General features: G+C 36.1%; 13 protein-coding genes. 5 read left to right on the top strand and 8 right to left on the bottom strand.

Going from position 1 to position 16,438, the window contains the following annotated elements; all coding sequences use genetic code 11:
- Positions 1 to 39 precede the first annotated feature (39 nt).
- Together ACLHG9_RS10335 and ACLHG9_RS10330 are read left to right on the top strand one after the other, a co-directional pair.
- On the top strand, positions 40 to 1,905 hold the full coding sequence (locus ACLHG9_RS10335) for an LTA synthase family protein (RefSeq protein WP_410221415.1): 1,866 nt from the start codon (positions 40 to 42) through the stop codon (positions 1,903 to 1,905).
- A 3-nt stretch (positions 1,906 to 1,908) separates the two neighbouring features.
- A complete protein-coding gene (locus ACLHG9_RS10330; RefSeq protein ID WP_410221414.1) occupies positions 1,909 to 4,074 on the top strand; it encodes a S9 family peptidase in 2,166 nt (721 codons plus the stop codon).
- A gap of 155 nt (positions 4,075 to 4,229) precedes the next feature.
- Here the strand turns inward: ACLHG9_RS10330 and ACLHG9_RS10325 are convergent, their stop codons facing one another.
- The 4 genes from ACLHG9_RS10325 to ACLHG9_RS10310 form a co-directional block, all read right to left on the bottom strand.
- Positions 4,230 to 4,679, bottom strand: coding sequence for a phage tail protein (locus ACLHG9_RS10325; protein ID WP_410221413.1), 450 nt, complete (start codon positions 4,677 to 4,679; stop codon positions 4,230 to 4,232).
- Between the two features lie 22 nt (positions 4,680 to 4,701).
- Complete coding sequence (locus ACLHG9_RS10320) at positions 4,702 to 6,498, bottom strand: phage tail sheath family protein (RefSeq protein ID WP_410221412.1); 1,797 nt, start codon at positions 6,496 to 6,498, stop codon at positions 4,702 to 4,704.
- A 167-nt stretch (positions 6,499 to 6,665) separates the two neighbouring features.
- The gene (locus tag ACLHG9_RS10315) at positions 6,666 to 7,919 is read right to left on the bottom strand and encodes an RNA polymerase sigma factor (RefSeq protein ID WP_410221411.1); all 1,254 of its coding nucleotides are present in this window, start codon (positions 7,917 to 7,919) and stop codon (positions 6,666 to 6,668) included.
- A 5-nt stretch (positions 7,920 to 7,924) separates the two neighbouring features.
- Positions 7,925 to 8,263: a YciI family protein gene (locus ACLHG9_RS10310; RefSeq protein WP_410221410.1), complete on the bottom strand. Its 339-nt coding sequence runs from the start codon at positions 8,261 to 8,263 to the stop codon at positions 7,925 to 7,927.
- 449 nt (positions 8,264 to 8,712) lie between these two features.
- Between ACLHG9_RS10310 and ACLHG9_RS10305 the strand changes: the two genes are divergently transcribed.
- Positions 8,713 to 10,038: a S41 family peptidase gene (locus ACLHG9_RS10305; RefSeq protein WP_410221409.1), complete on the top strand. Its 1,326-nt coding sequence runs from the start codon at positions 8,713 to 8,715 to the stop codon at positions 10,036 to 10,038.
- Positions 10,039 to 10,058: 20 nt separating this feature from the next.
- Here the strand turns inward: ACLHG9_RS10305 and ACLHG9_RS10300 are convergent, their stop codons facing one another.
- The 3 genes from ACLHG9_RS10300 to ACLHG9_RS10290 all read right to left on the bottom strand — a co-directional run bounded on the left by ACLHG9_RS10300 (position 10,059) and on the right by ACLHG9_RS10290 (position 13,198).
- Complete coding sequence (locus ACLHG9_RS10300; protein WP_410221408.1) at positions 10,059 to 10,976, bottom strand: DUF5694 domain-containing protein; 918 nt, start codon at positions 10,974 to 10,976, stop codon at positions 10,059 to 10,061.
- A gap of 402 nt (positions 10,977 to 11,378) precedes the next feature.
- Positions 11,379 to 12,362: a TolB family protein gene (locus tag ACLHG9_RS10295; protein WP_410221407.1), complete on the bottom strand. Its 984-nt coding sequence runs from the start codon at positions 12,360 to 12,362 to the stop codon at positions 11,379 to 11,381.
- Between the two features lie 95 nt (positions 12,363 to 12,457).
- On the bottom strand, positions 12,458 to 13,198 hold the full coding sequence (locus ACLHG9_RS10290) for a hypothetical protein (protein WP_410221406.1): 741 nt from the start codon (positions 13,196 to 13,198) through the stop codon (positions 12,458 to 12,460).
- Between the two features lie 120 nt (positions 13,199 to 13,318).
- On the opposite strand from ACLHG9_RS10290, the gene ACLHG9_RS10285 reads away from it, so the two are divergent.
- Both ACLHG9_RS10285 and ACLHG9_RS10280 read left to right on the top strand, forming a co-directional pair.
- On the top strand, positions 13,319 to 15,256 hold the full coding sequence (locus ACLHG9_RS10285; protein WP_410221705.1) for an ATP-binding protein: 1,938 nt from the start codon (positions 13,319 to 13,321) through the stop codon (positions 15,254 to 15,256).
- Positions 15,243 to 15,890, top strand: coding sequence for a response regulator (locus tag ACLHG9_RS10280; RefSeq protein WP_410221405.1), 648 nt, complete (start codon positions 15,243 to 15,245; stop codon positions 15,888 to 15,890). Before ACLHG9_RS10285 ends, ACLHG9_RS10280 begins: the two co-directional genes overlap by 14 nt.
- Before the next feature lie 392 nt (positions 15,891 to 16,282).
- On the opposite strand, the gene ACLHG9_RS10275 is transcribed toward ACLHG9_RS10280, so the two are convergent.
- Positions 16,283 to 16,405 carry a hypothetical protein gene (locus ACLHG9_RS10275; RefSeq protein WP_410221404.1) on the bottom strand — a complete coding sequence of 41 codons (123 nt, stop codon included), beginning with the start codon at positions 16,403 to 16,405 and terminating at the stop codon, positions 16,283 to 16,285.
- Positions 16,406 to 16,438: the final 33 nt, after the last annotated feature.

Genomic DNA, 16,438 nt, shown 5'->3' with positions numbered 1-16,438 from the left:
TCAGGCTTTTATTTTGGCATTTTTACTAATTTAGTGCCAATGTTCAAAAGCCTGATTTTTTTTATACGCTATTTTCTGTTTTGGCTTCTCTATTTTGCCGTAGATCGCTTTATTTTCCTACTCATTTTCAAACAAAAATTAAGCGATATTGGCTTCAGTGAAAAAATAGCTACTTTTTACCATGCTCTTCGCTTAGATGCATCAATGGCTGCTTATATCAATGCCATTCCGCTCTTATTTTTCACTTTCCAATTTCTCATCACAAAACAGGAGATCAATTTTAAATGGTTAAAAATATACAACCGGGTTTTACTTGTATTATTCAGTCTTATTGCTGTAATCAATTTCAATATTTATCGAGAATGGGGCAGCAAAATCAACGCAAGAGCACTAGGTTTTGCCATTAGCACACCCAATGAAGCCTTGGCATCAAGTGCTTCCTCGCCTATTCTGCTTACGGTTTTTATATTTATTATCCTACTGTTAACGGGTTGGTACTTGGAAAACTATTGGGTAAAAAGGAAAGTTTTCATCACAAAAGTAACGTTACCGATTAAGCTACTTGCCTCTGTCCTGCTATTGGGCATTAATTTCTTGTTGATAAGAGGTGGTTGGGGGACAGCTCCAAACAGCCAAAGCATGGCTTACTTTTCTGAAAACCAAGTACTGAATCATGCTTCCTTAAATACAGAATGGAACTTGGTATCCAGCATCTTAGCTTCTAAGAAAGTCGATTCAAATCCTTATATCTATATGGATAAAGAAAAGGCAGCTACCCAGACAAAAGCATTATATCAAACTTCATCTGATACCACTATAAAAGTTTTAAAAACAGATAAACCCAATATCGTTTTATTTATTTTAGAAAGCTTCACAGCTAACCTGACTTATACCTTAGGACAGGAAAAAAATATCACGCCTAATTTTGACAGCTTAGCACATAAAGGTCTGCTATTTAGCCAGATATATGCAACTGGTAACCGTACAGATAAAGGTGTTATTGGCACTTTAGCAGGCTACCCGACCTTAGGAAGTGGTAGTATTGTGAAATGGCCAGAAAAAATGCAGAAAATTCCTGCTATAAGCCAGTCTCTGCATCAGAACGGTTATGTAAACTCCTTCTTTTACGGAGGCGAATCTGAATTCGACAATTACAAGGCATTTATTCTTAGTCATGATTATCAGTTATTGGTTGATAAAAACAGTTTTGATAAGAAAGACATGAATTCTAAATGGGGCGCTTACGATGCAATTGTATTTAACAGACAAATCCAAGAAGCCAAAAATTTTAAGCAACCTTTCTTTTCAACGATATTATCGCTCACTAACCATGAACCTTTTGAAGTGCCTGGAGAACACAAATTTGGCTCACAAGACAATGTGGCAAAATTTAAAAGCACAGCTTATTATACAGATTCATGTATAGCATCGTATTTAAACGAAGCAAAGAAACAGCCCTGGTACCGAAACACTTTATTCATTTTCATAGCAGATCACGGACATATTCTGCCTAAAAACAAATACGATATTTTTGATCCTCAGCGTTACCATATCCCTATGTTGTTTTATGGAGAAGTGATTAAAGATGAATTTAAAGGAAAACAAATAAACTATACGGGCAGTCAGCAAGATTTAGCCGCTACCTTGCTTGCACAGTTAAACCTAAAACGTGACCAATTTAAGTGGAGTAAAAACTTATTAAACCCTAACATTAAGCATTTTGCTTATTTTAGCTGGGATAACGGATTTGGTTTTATTGAAAACGATCACTGTGTTACCTTTGATAACGTGGGCAAATCGATTTTATATAACAACCACCCGAATGATAGAAACAGTACTAACCAAATATTAACTAAAGGAAAAGCCTATTTACAAAGTGCCTATCAAAATTTTATTAAACTATAAACTATGAATTTAGCTAAATTTATAAGCAAGGTATTGCTTATTAGCCTTTTATTTAACGGTTGGGCTCATGCCCAGAATATTAACTGGACCAAAGACGGAACCGGTTATTATCAAAATACGGGTGGTGAAATTACAGTAGTAACACTACCTAAAAACGAACGTTCTACTTTAATCGGTAGAGATCTGCTTACACCGGCAAATGGCTCTTCTCCGCTTCAGGTACGCAGTTTTCAATTAAGTGAAGATGGTAGTAAAGCCCTGATTTATACCAATACCAAAAAAGTTTGGCGTTACGATACACGTGGCGACTATTGGGTGGCAGATATTAAAAACAATACATTAACACAATTGGGTAAAGGTAAACCTGCTTCTTCGCTCATGTTTGCAAAATTCTCGCCTGATGCTTCTAAAGTGGCTTATGTAAGTGGGCATAACATCTATGTTGAAGATTTGGCTACAGGTACCATTAAAGCTTTAACCACAGATGGTTCAGCCAGAATGATCAACGGAACCTTTGACTGGGTTTATGAAGAAGAATTTGATTGTAGAGATGGTTTTAGATGGAGCCCTGATGGAAAATCAATTGCTTACTGGCAAATTGATGCCACCAAGATCAAAAACTTTTTAATGATCAATAATACCGATTCAATCTATTCATTTAACGTTCCGGTAGAATATCCTAAAGTTGGACAGGATCCCTCATCATGTAAGATCGGTGTGGTAGATATCAATACTGCTCAAACTAAATGGATTGATGTACCGGGCAGCTCAGTACAAAACTACATTCCGCGTATGGACTGGGTACCTGCTTCAAATGATATTATTTTACAACAACTTAACCGTCAGCAAAATGAAAGCAAAGTTTATATAGCCAACGCAAACACTAATAAAATAGATCTGGTTTATAGCGAAACTAATGCGGCATGGATCGATGCCACTGATGGTTTTACCTGGTTAAATGGTAATAAAGAATTTGCATGGTTAACCGAAAAAGACGGATGGAGACATTTATATCGTATTTCTCGTGATGGAAAGAAACAAACTCTGGTAACCAAAGGCGATTATGATGTGATTGCTTTGAACCTGATTGATGAAAAAAGCAATACAGTCTATTTTTCAGCTTCGCCGGTTAATGCGACACAAAAATATTTGTATAAAACCAAACTAGATGGCAAAGGTAAATTAGAAATGGTTACGCCTTCAGTTCTTCCGGGAACACATACGTATAGCATTTCTCCAAATGGTTTATTTGCCCGCCATAGCTATAACAGCTCTATTGTAACCCCTGTTACAGAATGGATGAACTTTAAAACCGGAAATCCTTTAACCATGGAAGGTAGCATTACCAACCAACTGGCTAAACAACAGGCTCCAAAAAATAAAGTAGAGTTCTTTAAAGTAACCACAGAAGACGGTGTGGTTTTAGATGGCTGGATGAAAAAACCAGATAATTTTGATGTAACCAAGAAATATCCGGTTGTTTTTTATGTATATGGTGAGCCCGCTTCTGCAACCGCTTTAGATACTTATGGCGCAGGTAACAACTTCTTATACAATGGTAATATGGCACAAGATGGTTACATCTATATTTCTATGGATAACAGAGGGGCCCCACTGCCTAAAGGTTCTGCATGGCGCAAAGCAATCTATAAAAACATAGGTGTAATCAACATCAGAGACCAGGCCATGGCCGCTAAAAAATTATTAGAGCAAAATGCCTTTATGGACAAAGATCGCGTAGCTGTTTGGGGATGGAGCGGAGGCGGGTCTTCTACCTTAAATTTATTGTTCCAATATCCTGAGATATATAAAACAGGTATCGCTATTGCCGCAGTAGCTAATCAGTTAACTTACGATAACATTTACCAGGAGCGTTACATGGGTACTCCTTTTCCAAGTACTGATGCTTATGTTGCGGGATCGCCGGTTACACATGCTAAAAATCTAAAGGGTAATCTTTTGGTTATCCACGGTACAGGCGATGATAACGTGCATTATCAAAATGCCGAAATGTTGATTAACGAATTGGTAAAAAACAAAAAGGTATTTCAACTGATGAGTTATCCTAACCGTACGCACAGTATTAGCGAAGGCCCTGGAACAAACGAGCATTTAAGATTAATCTATACCAAATTCTTAAAAGAGAACTGCCCTCCGGGTGGCCGTTAATATATTAAGAAAGGTGTTTAAAATTAATATTCCGTCATCCTGAACTCATTTCAGGATCTTAAATGAGGTAAATACCTTGATTTAAAGATTCCGTATCAAGTACTGAATGACGAAAGATTTTAGGCACCTTTTTAAGTTAAGTTCACTTTTTCTGGTTATTTACATTCTATTTTAATACCCTCATGAGCTAACTCAATCGTTTCAACAGCTACTTCATTCCCATCAGGTCTCATATCTGTTCCGGTAATTTTAGTTGGCCATGCGTTATTAAGTGCCCATGTCATAGTAGGTTTTCCGCCTTCATCCAACAAGTTGATCACAATTGTCCTACGTTCAATAATATTCATATTTATTCGCTTAGACCAATCCAAAAAAGTATTATCTTTTACAAAAACACCTTTTTTCAGGGTAACATTTCCAGCTTTTTTAATACCAGGCATTTTGATTGCAGAGAATTCTTTGCTATTACCATGCCGGTATTCTATGATTTGCGTGTCTATATCTAATCCAGACACCTCTTGAAAGATTGCTTTTGTACCACCTAATTCTACCTCAAAGTAAAACTTCGGCAATGGCCATGTGTTGTTTTGTGTTTGTGCTGCCATAGTTGTATATTTTTCAAGTAAATTAGCTTTTTTGCATTTGTTGCTGAAATGTGATTTCGATAAATTCAGCTGGTCGGCTAATAGCTACCAGTACGGTAACACGCATTATTCCTTCCAAAATATCTTCTGGTGTCATGGTCTCTCCCAGCCCAACATGAACATTAAACGCATCATCAGGAACTGCACCTGCAAGCCCTCCGCGTTTCCATATTCCGTTTAGAAAATTATTGATCATACTGCGAATACTTACCCAGGTATTAGCGGTATTAGGCTCAAAAACAAATGCTTTGGTTGCATTTTTAATAGACTCTTCAAGCATGATCATGGTACGGCGAACATTGATGTATCTCCAGTCGAGAGAATTACCATCTAAAGTTCTGGCTCCCCATACCTTTACACCTTCTCCCACAAAATAACGAATAGCATTTACTGCTTTTCCATCCAATGGTACATTGAGGTTTTCTTGCTCTGTATGAGAAATATTTACAGCAGGACTAATTACATTAGATATTCCAACATTAGCAGGTGCTTTCCAAACTTCTCTTGTATTATCTATAAGCGTATAGATACCTGCCATAGCAGAAGTCGGAGGTAAAAGATTTAATTGCTGTAAGCCCTCTTTAATAATTGCAGCATATACAGTGCTTTGTTTTACGAATATTTTATGAAGAGCAACTTCTTCTTTTTCATCTGTCTGCTTTTTTTTACTGATGGCCTCAACCACTTTTTCAAGATTAGAAATGTAAGACCAAAGGTAGGTGGAATGTACACTTAATAAAGATTTTAACTCATCCCAGTTTGTTAAAAAATTCCTGAAACTAATTTCATTATCAGAAACAATAGAAGTATTTAACCAAGGATAATAAGCAGCCCCAAAATCAAGAAATTGTGTACCGATTGCAATTCTAAAATCTTTTATGGCATCTTCTTCTGTATGGGCCCTCCCTTTGCTTCCATTATAAATGTCAAGCAATGCAACCCTATTTTTCATTTCGCCTCCACAGTGCTTTAAAGCAGCTTTATATATATCGTAACAATCTTCTTTAGTTTTAAGGCACACAGCTTCTGGTACCACCACAATGGTAGGTTCTTGTTCTTTCTTTAAAAAAGCAACTCCCTGCTCCAGTTTATTTTTTTCAATCTCCTGCTCATAGTTACCTACAGAAACAATATAGCAAGCCCCTCCTCCATTTGCAAAAAAAAGTCGAAGATGATAATAGAAATTGTAATTATCATTTCTTGACAGTGTATATTTTTTTGAAGGAATTGTAATATCGTTCACTTTCAACAATAGTTTGTTAAATGCTTTATCAATATTACTTATTGCCTTAGGAGTTTCCGTATTTAGCTTTAATAATTTCAATACGTCTTCTGTTTCTTTAACAATCTCATTTCCGGTTCCATATATCTTTAATAAAGCCTTGTTAAAAATCTCCAATGGTTCTTTAACCGCTTCAAAAGTTTCCTTTATTTTATTTATTGTAGCCGAATAATCATTTTCTTTAGTTTTAACTAAGGTGGTTATTTGTTTTTGCAAGAAAGAAAGGGATTTTTTTACAACTTCTTGATCAACTGAAATCTCAGAAGAAGCTTCTTTATCATATTTAAGTGTGAACTTGGGTTTAGGTGCACCACCAAAATATTGCTCATATTCTACCAAAGAGCTTATTTTAAATGGAACATTTAAAAGTGATTTTCCATTCTTTGCATATTCTGTATAACCTATAAAGGCTGGTACTGCGGTTGCTACTTCTACAACAGAATTTGGAAAAGCATTTTTTTCTACAATATATACCCCTGGAGTTTTTATAGTTTTCATAATTTTTAGTATTTGGTTAATATGGGAGTTGCTGTATGTATAATCTGAATTGAAAGAAACAGCCTGGTTTGAGATTGAGCATTAATGTTTAGATTTTTTTAGTGTATCAAGAGAACTCATTAAAATTAATGAGTATTCAAAAGAATTCCAAAGAAATAGACAAGTTCTTATTTCTTAATATTCAAGTGTTTTTTTAATGCTTTAAGTTTTTGACCAATAAAATTCTGGTCAGCTTTATTTCTGCTATAACTCATACATAAGTTATAATATTCATAAGCCTTATTTAACTGCTTATTTTTAGCATATAGGTATGCCAAGCAGCTATAATAAGTAAAGAAGCCTTCTGTAATTGCCGGTTCCATATCTTTAAGCTCATCAATAAGCAAAACGATAGCTTTATAATTACTCTCTGCTATAATCCGGTTTAGTTTTATCGTTATTGAATTTGGCTCAATATTTTCTAACTGATGGTACAGGAATGAAATACTCAGCCAGTCTGTATCGGCATAAGTGGGTGCAATGCAATGAAGAGAACTAATCAGAGCTTCCAAATAGTATTTATTTAACTTATCCTGATTATTTTTAGCTTCGCGTAGATAATAAAACCCTTCTGAGATCAGTTCTTTGTTCCATAAACTTCTGTCCTGCTCTTCTAATGAAATCCATGTATTTTCTTTTATGCGGGCTGGAAATCTTGATGTATTAAAAAACATCAGTGCTATAAGGGCGTTGATCTGTCTATTTTCTTTTTCAAAACCTGCAACCATCTTGCCTAATCTTATGGCTTCGTAACACAGGCTTAAATCAATGGTTTCATTTTTTTTGGCCGATTTATAACCTTCATTAAACATGAGATACAAGATTCTAACCAGACAACCTAAGTCTGTACCGTCTGTAGCATTTAAGTTATCAGAATGTTTTAGGGTAAACTGCTTAATTGAATCTTTGCTACGCAATATTACTTTCTTAACAGCTTCCGCATTAAGAAACAGCGCAGCGGCAATTTCAGCATATCCGAAACCACATAAAAAATACAATGAAATAATAATTTTATTGCGTTCTTTAAATCTTAGTTTAGAGAACAGTAACAATAGTCTAAATAGGCTGTCATCGAACTCTTTTTCTTCAATGGCATCAATCTGTTTATTTGTTGAAATACCTTGTATGTGGCGTTTGTGGGTATTTGCTTTTTTAAGTTGATTTAACAGTTTATTATTTGCCACTTTAAATAACCAGGCCAGTGGTTTATCTGGCAGTCCTGAAAAACGCCATTTGATAAGCGCTACTTCAAAAGCTTCCTGAACGGCATCAATAATATTATCTATCTCCTGATAACCGTATTGCTGAGACAAATAAGAAACCATCTTTCCATAGTTTTCCCTGAAAAGATGGCTTGCATATGTATTAACAGTTTCGTTCATTTAAATTATTCATCCATAAGCATAATCTCCCTAATTTCTAAAATTGATCCCCGTTTCAAATCCGGACAGCCTTTTGCTATTTCTGTAGCTTCTTCTAATGAGGCAGCCAAAATAAAATAATATCCGCTTACGCATTCTTTGGTTTCTACAAAAGGACCATCGGTTATCAAATCTCCTTTAACTACAGTTCCTCTGGCCTCTAGCGGATTTCCTGCCTTAAAATGTCCCTTTTCAACTAAGCTTTCAATCCATACCATATGTTCCTGAATGTCTGCGTGCATTTCAGCTGGAGATAATTCTCCATAATTTGCATTTTCGCGAATAAGCATTAAAAATTCTTTCATAATTTTTCTAATTTATAATCTATTTCCTTTAAGACAATCAAAAAACAATTTCGGGACAAAAAATAAAGTAAAAATATAAATCAAAAAATGCCCGCTGTTATACTTCAAGTAACAATTTCAGGTGTAAGTGAAATTACTTTGCCGTCTAATTGTTTGAAATCTGTAAGAAACGTTTGCACCGTTTTATTTGTATCCACGTACACATCTTTGTAGTATAGGTATAAATTTCTTTCACTACAATCATTTTTCATTTTATCTATATCAGCGCATCTTGTCTACAAAAATGATGATTTGGTCGATATTTATATTTTGACACTTCAGGAAATGCTATAATTACAAATAATCCATTTAAAGCTAACCATCATGATTGTTCAACCTCATCTCAAAAGATAGATAACTGGAAATGTATCAGTTAAGGTTAATAAAAAAACAAAGAATATTTTATGCAGATGAAAATTACAAGTACAATTATTACCTATTCTCTAATCAAATTTATAATAGTTACTTTTCTATTTTTTCCAATTTCAGCCAATGCCCAGTTAACTAATGAAGTGAAGCAACAAACAATAGATTCTTTAATTAAAATACTTCATAAAAAATATGTTTTCCCTGAAATGGCAGACAGTGCTGAAAAAGTAATTAATAATAACTATAGCAAAGGAAAATACGAAAATATAACTACAGGAAATGAATTTGCTTTTCAACTTACAAGAGATCTTCAAATAATTACACGCGACCAGCATTTAAAAATAAGCTTTGTTGAGCGTGCAGCCGAAACAAAATCTAATACGTCAAAAATAAACCCTCAACCAAATAACTGGATAAACGATCTTTTAAGAGAAAATAATTTCGGCATTAAAGAAAAGAAAATTCTCAGGGGCAATATTGGTTACTTGAATATACCTGTATTTGGTCCTTTAGAAAAATGTGCAGATACAATAATAGCTGCTATTAAATACGTTTCAAATACTGATGCCCTGATTATAGATTTAAGGAATTGCAGAGGAAGTTTAGATGAAAATACTCTTCCTTTTTTACATAGCTATTTCTTTAGCGAATCAAGGCACATATCAGATTTTTATATTCGGGAAACCAACAATATTAAACAATTTTGGACATTAGCATGGTTGCCCGGTAAACGTTACGTAGATAAACCGGTATATATTTTAACCAGCGGCAGAACATTTTCTGGAGGAGAGGCTTTTGCGTACGATTTACAGCAGCATAAACGAGCGCTTGTTATAGGAGAGATAACCCGTGGAGGTGCAAATCCGACAGATTTAGAGCGGTTAAATGATTACTTCAACATAGCTGTTCCATATGCTAGAAGCATTAACACCGTAACAAAAACAAATTGGGAACATACCGGAGTAATACCAGACAGCTTAACAAGGGCTAATCTGGCTTTATATAAAGCAAATCTAATGGCTTTGCAACAGCTAAAATCTTCAAATAAAACAGATGTTACAACTAATATTGGCCAAGTAATTACAGCATTAAAAAAGGATAAGCCTGTATTCAAAACCTTAGCTTTTTCTCTTGAAGGTTATCCAAATGCCGAAGAAGTAGTGGTAGCTGGTTCTTTTAATTTTTTTAGCAGAAAAAGCTTAATCTTAAAAAAAGATGAAAAAGGTATTTGGAGAGGAAGTGCAGAAGTAGAGCCTGGAGAAATCAGTTACAGTTTTTTTGTTGATGGAAAATCTATACCGGATCCGAAAGTGCAGAAAACACTTCAGGTTAATGGAGGTGTAAACTCGATTGTTTTCGTAAAATAATCGAGTTTACATTTTATACTTTATTTATACATAAGTTTTACAACCAGGTTGGGATAATTTTTTTCTAGCTCCTGTTTTATACCTATAACATGCCCAGCCCCAACAATTACAATATTTTTCTGAAAAGGGTACTCCTTTACTTGTTCGGCAATATTCTTGGCCATCCTATGATTTCTCTCATCCCAGTATCTCGTTGCGTTTGCACAATCTGAATTTGAATTTTCAACGTACCTGAATGAATTTAATAAGTGCATCCGGTTTAATGATTTTGGCTTGTTAATATGCTTTCCCAATCTACCCAAAATAGCAGGTATGATTGAACTGTTGTAATCTCTTTTATTTAACTTTTTGTTTATTTCATTATCCCCGTTCTTTTTCCCAATTTCAATACATTTTTTCCATGCCGAATGATAATAGGCATTTGTCTGTTGATCGTCCATTGAGAAAATCTGCTTTAAATTCATTGCAATTGCAAGCTTGGATGTCAAATCTGCATTTTCATTTCTCAAAGGTTTTTTTGAACCTTCAATTCCATAATCCTTTAAGTAGTTAAAGTAATAGTAGTTGGCATAATCTCTATTTACAAAATAGGTTTTGGCCATAAATTCGAAATCGTCTTCAGTGAACTGATTCAGATTAAGTTTTTGCAGGCTTTCAAAACGATCAGGATTTAAAACAAATACTTTTTTTAATGAATCTGATTGTTCAATAAACTTTTTAGAATAGTAATTCAGACTTACGGTATCGCTTGGGCGAATCCTTTCTACATAAATCGCTTCCGGTTTATAGCTTTTGGCAAATTTTAACAGCGGTTTATAACTGTTCTTAACCGTTTTTGAAACAGTGTGCATTGTTCCTATTATCAATATTTCTTTTTTTTGCCCAAAAGAGTTTACCCCATAAAAAGAAAGCATTAAAATTAAAAATAAATTTCTCATGTGTGTGTTCAGGTTTATTGTAAGTTCTGCAGATTGAACATGCCAATAAGAGACACAAAAAAAATTAGAGTGTGACATATACATTCTCTTTATTTAAAAATGCTTTACTGTAAGTATTTGCACCAAATACACGCTCTTAACCTTTGTTTTAATCTCTATGGGATTCCTATAAATTAAAGCTCCAAATGCCCTCAATCTTAGAAAATAAAAAAAACCGTCCTCAAATTTCTTTGTATAACGGTTTTTGGGACAAGCAAAGCTTAAATCTGAGCAAATCTCTATTTTTCTTATAGCTTCTTATTGTAATTACAACTTGGGTATCAACCTTACATTTTTGCTGGGTTAATAACATATAAATAAGAAAATGTTTTTCATAGGCTTTTAGTTCTTTAACATCTTTTTTTATCTCCATACAAAATCTCCAATAATGGCCTTACCAAGGCCACGACTATCAACTTGTCCGTTAACAGTGGGATGAATTACCCGGCTATCTTCGCCCGGCCAAACTTTATACACCTGCCCATCGGCCGGGATGATACAAAGATGGTAAGCGTTTCCAGCCGCATCCCCCTCCATAGGCGCTCTTGAATTTGCTGCGATAGCTAAGTACTTACTATCTGGAGAGAAGGATGGTGTAAGCTCTTTCTGGTCGCTTGCTGTTACGGCATGAAAATCAGTTCCGTCGGCATTCATCAGCCAGATATGGTTACCTGCAGAAAGTGCGATCTTTTTACCATCAGCACTGGCAGCAACGAGGCCCTTCCAATCATCAAAAGGAATATCCCTAACCTTGGTTGCACGGTTAAAATCAGCAGACGTACGCCATAATCCGCCATCTTTTTTAAAGAGAATAGTTCCACTGGCCTCCCAGCAGATATTGTCCAGAAATTTAAAAGTATGGGTTGTACCATATCCTGAAATATTGCGGATTACATTACCGTTCATGTCAAGAATTACCAGTCCATCCTCAAATGTAGGGCGAAGAGCAAGCCTGTTCCCATCAGGTGAGAAATATGGTAAACCGCCATGGTTGTCATTAGGAGTATAATGGATTTCTCTAATTGTAGAACCATTCTTTGTATCAAAGATCACATATCGTGTATCGAAGCTTGAACTGTTGACCTGTTTTACTCCTTTACTGCCATCCCAACTGATATCCCAGCCAGCATCTGGCCAATGCGGCAGTACATTGGAAACCGAACCTTTGGATAAATCAAATCTTGTAATTCCTTCTGTGCTTTGTTTGATGAATAAAGTGCCTGCACTGTACCCTAATGGAAAACCATTATTTTTTCCATTTGGATTACCTGCATCGTCGTTCTTTTTACTACATGCAGACCATCCCAATATGGCTACCACGCTAAAAATAAAATAAAATGTTTTCATAGTCTTTATGTTATATTGCCAGCTTTATAATCAACGCTGTAATGCCACAGCAAAGGCTTCTATTGTTAATGTTATTTTTACCGCCAAGCCGGGTTCTATTTCCTACGTGTCAATCCGTTCTCCGTTATGGTCATGTTACGCAAATCAAGGTTATTTTCCTTAACAAATCGCTGTTGTACCGCATCAGAGTCCTGTTGCATTAGTTTCCGGTCATTTGCTTTTCTTGAGCCTTCGTAAGCTTCGTTGGCAAAAATCAGGTCATAGATCAGGTAGGCAGCTTTTTCCTGTCGATCCCGGTTACTGAGCCCTGAAATATCCAAGTGGTTAATCATTTGTTTTCGTACGTAATTTATCTGGTCCTTTGTGGGATTTGCAGTCATTCTGTTTGCGATACGCCACATTCCTAACATATATCCTGTAAATACATCGGCATAGTCATGTTCAGGATCAAGTCCCAGAGCCTTAAACGCGGCAATATATTTAGGGTATGGCTTGGTATTGTTTAATGCAGCTGCCAGATTTTTTCCCGACGCAGGATTTTTCATGGTCAAACGGGATATGATTTCGGCTTCAACTCGTTCAACAATAGCCTTACTGCCTGTATAGGAAAAACCGCTAGTTGCGTAAATATTAGAGGAGTTATTTTTACTACCGTTTTTTCTATTGGCTTCATCGCGCTCTATATTCTGTCTAGACATATCGCTGTATATCTGACTCTGAATTGTCATAAATTGCGTCTGGCTCTGAAGAAACATAAGCTGGTCTGAAAATATCTGCGCCATTCCTACTTTACCTGCCGCCAACAGTAATAAGAGCATAAAAAATTTCTTTTCCATATCCATTCCTTTAAAGCTTAACTCAAAATTATATCCAATTTATCCTTGGGGCAATACTCCCTAAGGAGTATTTTTAGGCCATTGGCTTAAAGAGTATGAATATTTTGCTAATATTATGTGATGTATTTGCTTCGTATATTATCAAAATACTTATTGGTATGGGGCACTTCCACTACTTTTGTAATGCAAGTGCAAGGACAATCTACTGTCCATACAGACAGTATCAAGCAGCAATTGGAAAATGCAACCTCCAACATCCAAAGGGCAAAACTGCTTTTTAAATGGGGCGACAGCCTTTCTATTTCTGATACGATAAGGTCAATAGAATATATCAGACAGGGGCTGAAATATGCTTCTGGTGATGTTCAGCAACTTGGCATCGGATACTTCTATCTAGGCAGGGTGTATATGGATTTTTCTCCTCTGAAAGCAGACTTAGTATTTGATACTGCCCTGCAGCACCTTGAACAGATACATTCCGTAAATTCTTACATATACCAGAGCCGTACCTGGGCAAACAAAGGCGTTATGGCTCAGTTACGGGGCGACAATAGACGTTTTATCGACCTTTTTCTAAACAAGGCCATCCCTCTTGCTGCAAAAGGAGGAGATAGCCTGCGTGTAGCAGATGGGTACACTAATGTGGCTTTACCTTTCATGAATTATGGGGAGTATGAAAAAGCTGCCCTCTATTTAAAGAAATCTGCTTCAATATTCGAAAGGTTAGCTCCCCATGATCTCAGGAAAGTAGATGTGTATTGCCATTTGGCAAAGGTCTATCTTCTGCAGGGAAAACTTGATGAAGCCGGAAAGAACATCCGGATTGCCTCCTTGGCCTTAAAACAAGACCCACAGTCAATATATGCACCAAATTTTCATGCAATAGAAAGTATGTACCTGCTTAGGCAAAAGCGATGGAAAGAGGCCGAACAAACCATTGAAAAGGGATTGTCTATTGCTGAAAAACTCAAGAACCGTTATGATATCAGGCAGCTGCTTTACCAAAAGGCCGAACTTTTTCGGGCACAGGGAAACTGGAAAGAAGCGAAAAAAGTATTACTGAACATGTACCATGACGGATATATTGAACTTATAACCGATAAAAAACAGCTTTTTGGCGATCTGGCGGCAATCGAAGAAACGATGGGCAACTTTAAAGAGGCTTATATCTGGCTACAAAAGCAAAGAGAAGTATCGGAAGAGATGTACGCACAGGAAACAAAAACAAAAATTGCCGATCTGGAAGCTAAATATAATTATATACAGAAAGAAAAGGAACTAATTTTAGCAAGGGAGAAAACAAACCGACAGAGAACCATAGCGTGGATAACCGTATTTATATTTGTCTTTGCCTTGTTTTCTTTTTACATCTGGTTCCATAACAAAAAGCGAAGGACAGCCAGAGAAATAGAGCAGTTAAAGCAGCAGCAAAGGATTGAACTCGGCAAAGCTCTTTTAGAAGGAGAAGAAAAGGAGCGCGGTCGGTTGGCAAGAGATCTTCATGACGGCCTGGGAGGCATGTTAGCGGGTATCAAGCTCAATCTGTCGCAACTCGTATCCAAAAAACACAATTTAGAAAAGGATGATCTTGTTCAAACAATTGACCGCTTGGGATATGCTGTAAACGAGCTACGACGCATCGCAAGGAATATGATGCCTACATCTTTGCTACAGTCTGGGCTTGCAGTTGCATTAAAGGACCTCTGTGATGAAGCAATGTTACCGGGACTTAAAATCAGCTTTAAAGCTTTTGATCTTGAAGATAATTTCTCAGCTCAAGTAAAGGTCATGATCTACCGCATTATACAGGAACTGGTTTACAATGCCGTAAAACATGCCAATGCATCAAAAATCATTGTACAGTGCAGCCAGTCTGATCAATACTTCTTTATTACGGTAGAGGACAATGGAAAGGGGTTTTCAACTAAGGGAGTACCAAATTCCAGCCGGGGATTGAAAAATATCCAGAATCGTGTGGATCTACTTAATGGGAAGATGGAAATCGATACTTCAGGTGAGGGCAGCAATATTAATATAGAATTGTATGTGGGACAATAACAGAAAGGTTCGGGTGGTAATTGTTGATGATCATCCGCTCGTTATCGAAGGATTTAAAAATGTTATACAGGGAAATGAACGGTTGGAATTGTGCGGACAGTTCAGTACAACAAAGACATTGTTGGATTTTGCAGATTTAAATGAGACTGACCTGGTGTTGCTGGATATTACACTGCCAGATGGCAACGGAATAGAAATCTGTAAGGAACTCAAGAAATCTTATCCGAATGTGATCATAATGGCAATCAGTAATTTAAGCGAGCGAAGTATTATTAAACAGATGCTCCAAAATGGTGCAAGCGGTTATTTATTAAAAACGGCAGATGCGCAAGACATACTAAATTGTATACAGAATGCGCTACAGGGAAAGGTTGCACTAAGCAGTGAAGTAAAAGCAAACTTTAATATTGCTGAGCTTAAAAATACGGAGGAAATCCCTGAACTGACAAACAGGGAAAAGCAGATCCTAAAATTACTCGCTGAAGGCAAAAAATCTGCTGAGATAGCCGAAGAATTATTTATAAGCCCCCTCACCGTTAAAACCCACCGCGCAACATTATTACACAAATTTGAGACCGGCAATATTGTTGTTGCAATCAATAAAGCAAGGGAAATTGGTATACTCACAAAATGAAAGCCGCATCAGTAATTTTTAATCTAACAAGCTCTTGAAAAGAATCCCTGATAAAAATTTTTAACCTTTCTTGATTATCAAATAACTATAACTCTACAAAGAATAGAAATAACAATTAACGATGAAGGATTTTAAATTACAGAAAATCATTGCAACAATTCTTCGAGAGCTTATGCATAATACTTTGGTTCTCGAATAGGGTTAAATTTGGTAGCTAACTCTTTTGGTAAAGGTCTGTTTGCATATACCAAAATTTGCAATAAGGTGGGTAAAAGCAGCATTCCTGAAAAGTTCTGCTTAATCTAAAAAATAAAAAAACGCGTTTAAACATATTAAGACGGTTTATCACAAAAGTTGTGGGCCAAGCCGTGCTCAAACCTGCGACCAAAAGATTATGAGTCTTCTATTCTATCCGCCCAATGATGGACAAAAATCGTTTTTTTACTGGCATCTGTCAAAGGATGTTTACCTCTTTCTTTCCACCCGCCTACCAGTAAGAAAATTTGACATTTCATGTCTGAAAATTTTTCAGAATCCTGAACTTTTTT

It is taken from the genome of Pedobacter sp., assembly GCF_046462515.1.
GTDB lineage: Bacteria > Bacteroidota > Bacteroidia > Sphingobacteriales > Sphingobacteriaceae > Pedobacter.
Note: the sequence above shows the minus strand (reverse complement) of the source record. Positions and strands in the feature narration are given on the sequence as shown.

Bases quoted from the DNA above. Each gene is read 5' to 3' on its own strand.
- ACLHG9_RS10310 (WP_410221410.1), bottom strand. From the start codon at position 8,263: ATGAAAGAATTTTTAATGCTTATTCGCGAAAATGCAAATTATGGAGAA.
- ACLHG9_RS10305 (WP_410221409.1), top strand. From the start codon at position 8,713: ATGAAAATTACAAGTACAATTATTACCTATTCTCTAATCAAATTTATA.
- ACLHG9_RS10275 (WP_410221404.1), bottom strand. From the start codon at position 16,405: ATGAAATGTCAAATTTTCTTACTGGTAGGCGGGTGGAAAGAAAGAGGT.
- ACLHG9_RS10320 (WP_410221412.1), bottom strand. From the start codon at position 6,498: ATGAAAACTATAAAAACTCCAGGGGTATATATTGTAGAAAAAAATGCT.
- ACLHG9_RS10325 (WP_410221413.1), bottom strand. From the start codon at position 4,679: ATGGCAGCACAAACACAAAACAACACATGGCCATTGCCGAAGTTTTAC.
- ACLHG9_RS10315 (WP_410221411.1), bottom strand. From the start codon at position 7,919: ATGAACGAAACTGTTAATACATATGCAAGCCATCTTTTCAGGGAAAAC.
- ACLHG9_RS10285 (WP_410221705.1), top strand. From the start codon at position 13,319: ATGTATTTGCTTCGTATATTATCAAAATACTTATTGGTATGGGGCACT.
- ACLHG9_RS10280 (WP_410221405.1), top strand. From the start codon at position 15,243: ATGTGGGACAATAACAGAAAGGTTCGGGTGGTAATTGTTGATGATCAT.
- ACLHG9_RS10290 (WP_410221406.1), bottom strand. From the start codon at position 13,198: ATGGAAAAGAAATTTTTTATGCTCTTATTACTGTTGGCGGCAGGTAAA.
- ACLHG9_RS10295 (WP_410221407.1), bottom strand. From the start codon at position 12,362: ATGAAAACATTTTATTTTATTTTTAGCGTGGTAGCCATATTGGGATGG.
- ACLHG9_RS10330 (WP_410221414.1), top strand. From the start codon at position 1,909: ATGAATTTAGCTAAATTTATAAGCAAGGTATTGCTTATTAGCCTTTTA.
- ACLHG9_RS10335 (WP_410221415.1), top strand. From the start codon at position 40: ATGTTCAAAAGCCTGATTTTTTTTATACGCTATTTTCTGTTTTGGCTT.
- ACLHG9_RS10300 (WP_410221408.1), bottom strand. From the start codon at position 10,976: ATGAGAAATTTATTTTTAATTTTAATGCTTTCTTTTTATGGGGTAAAC.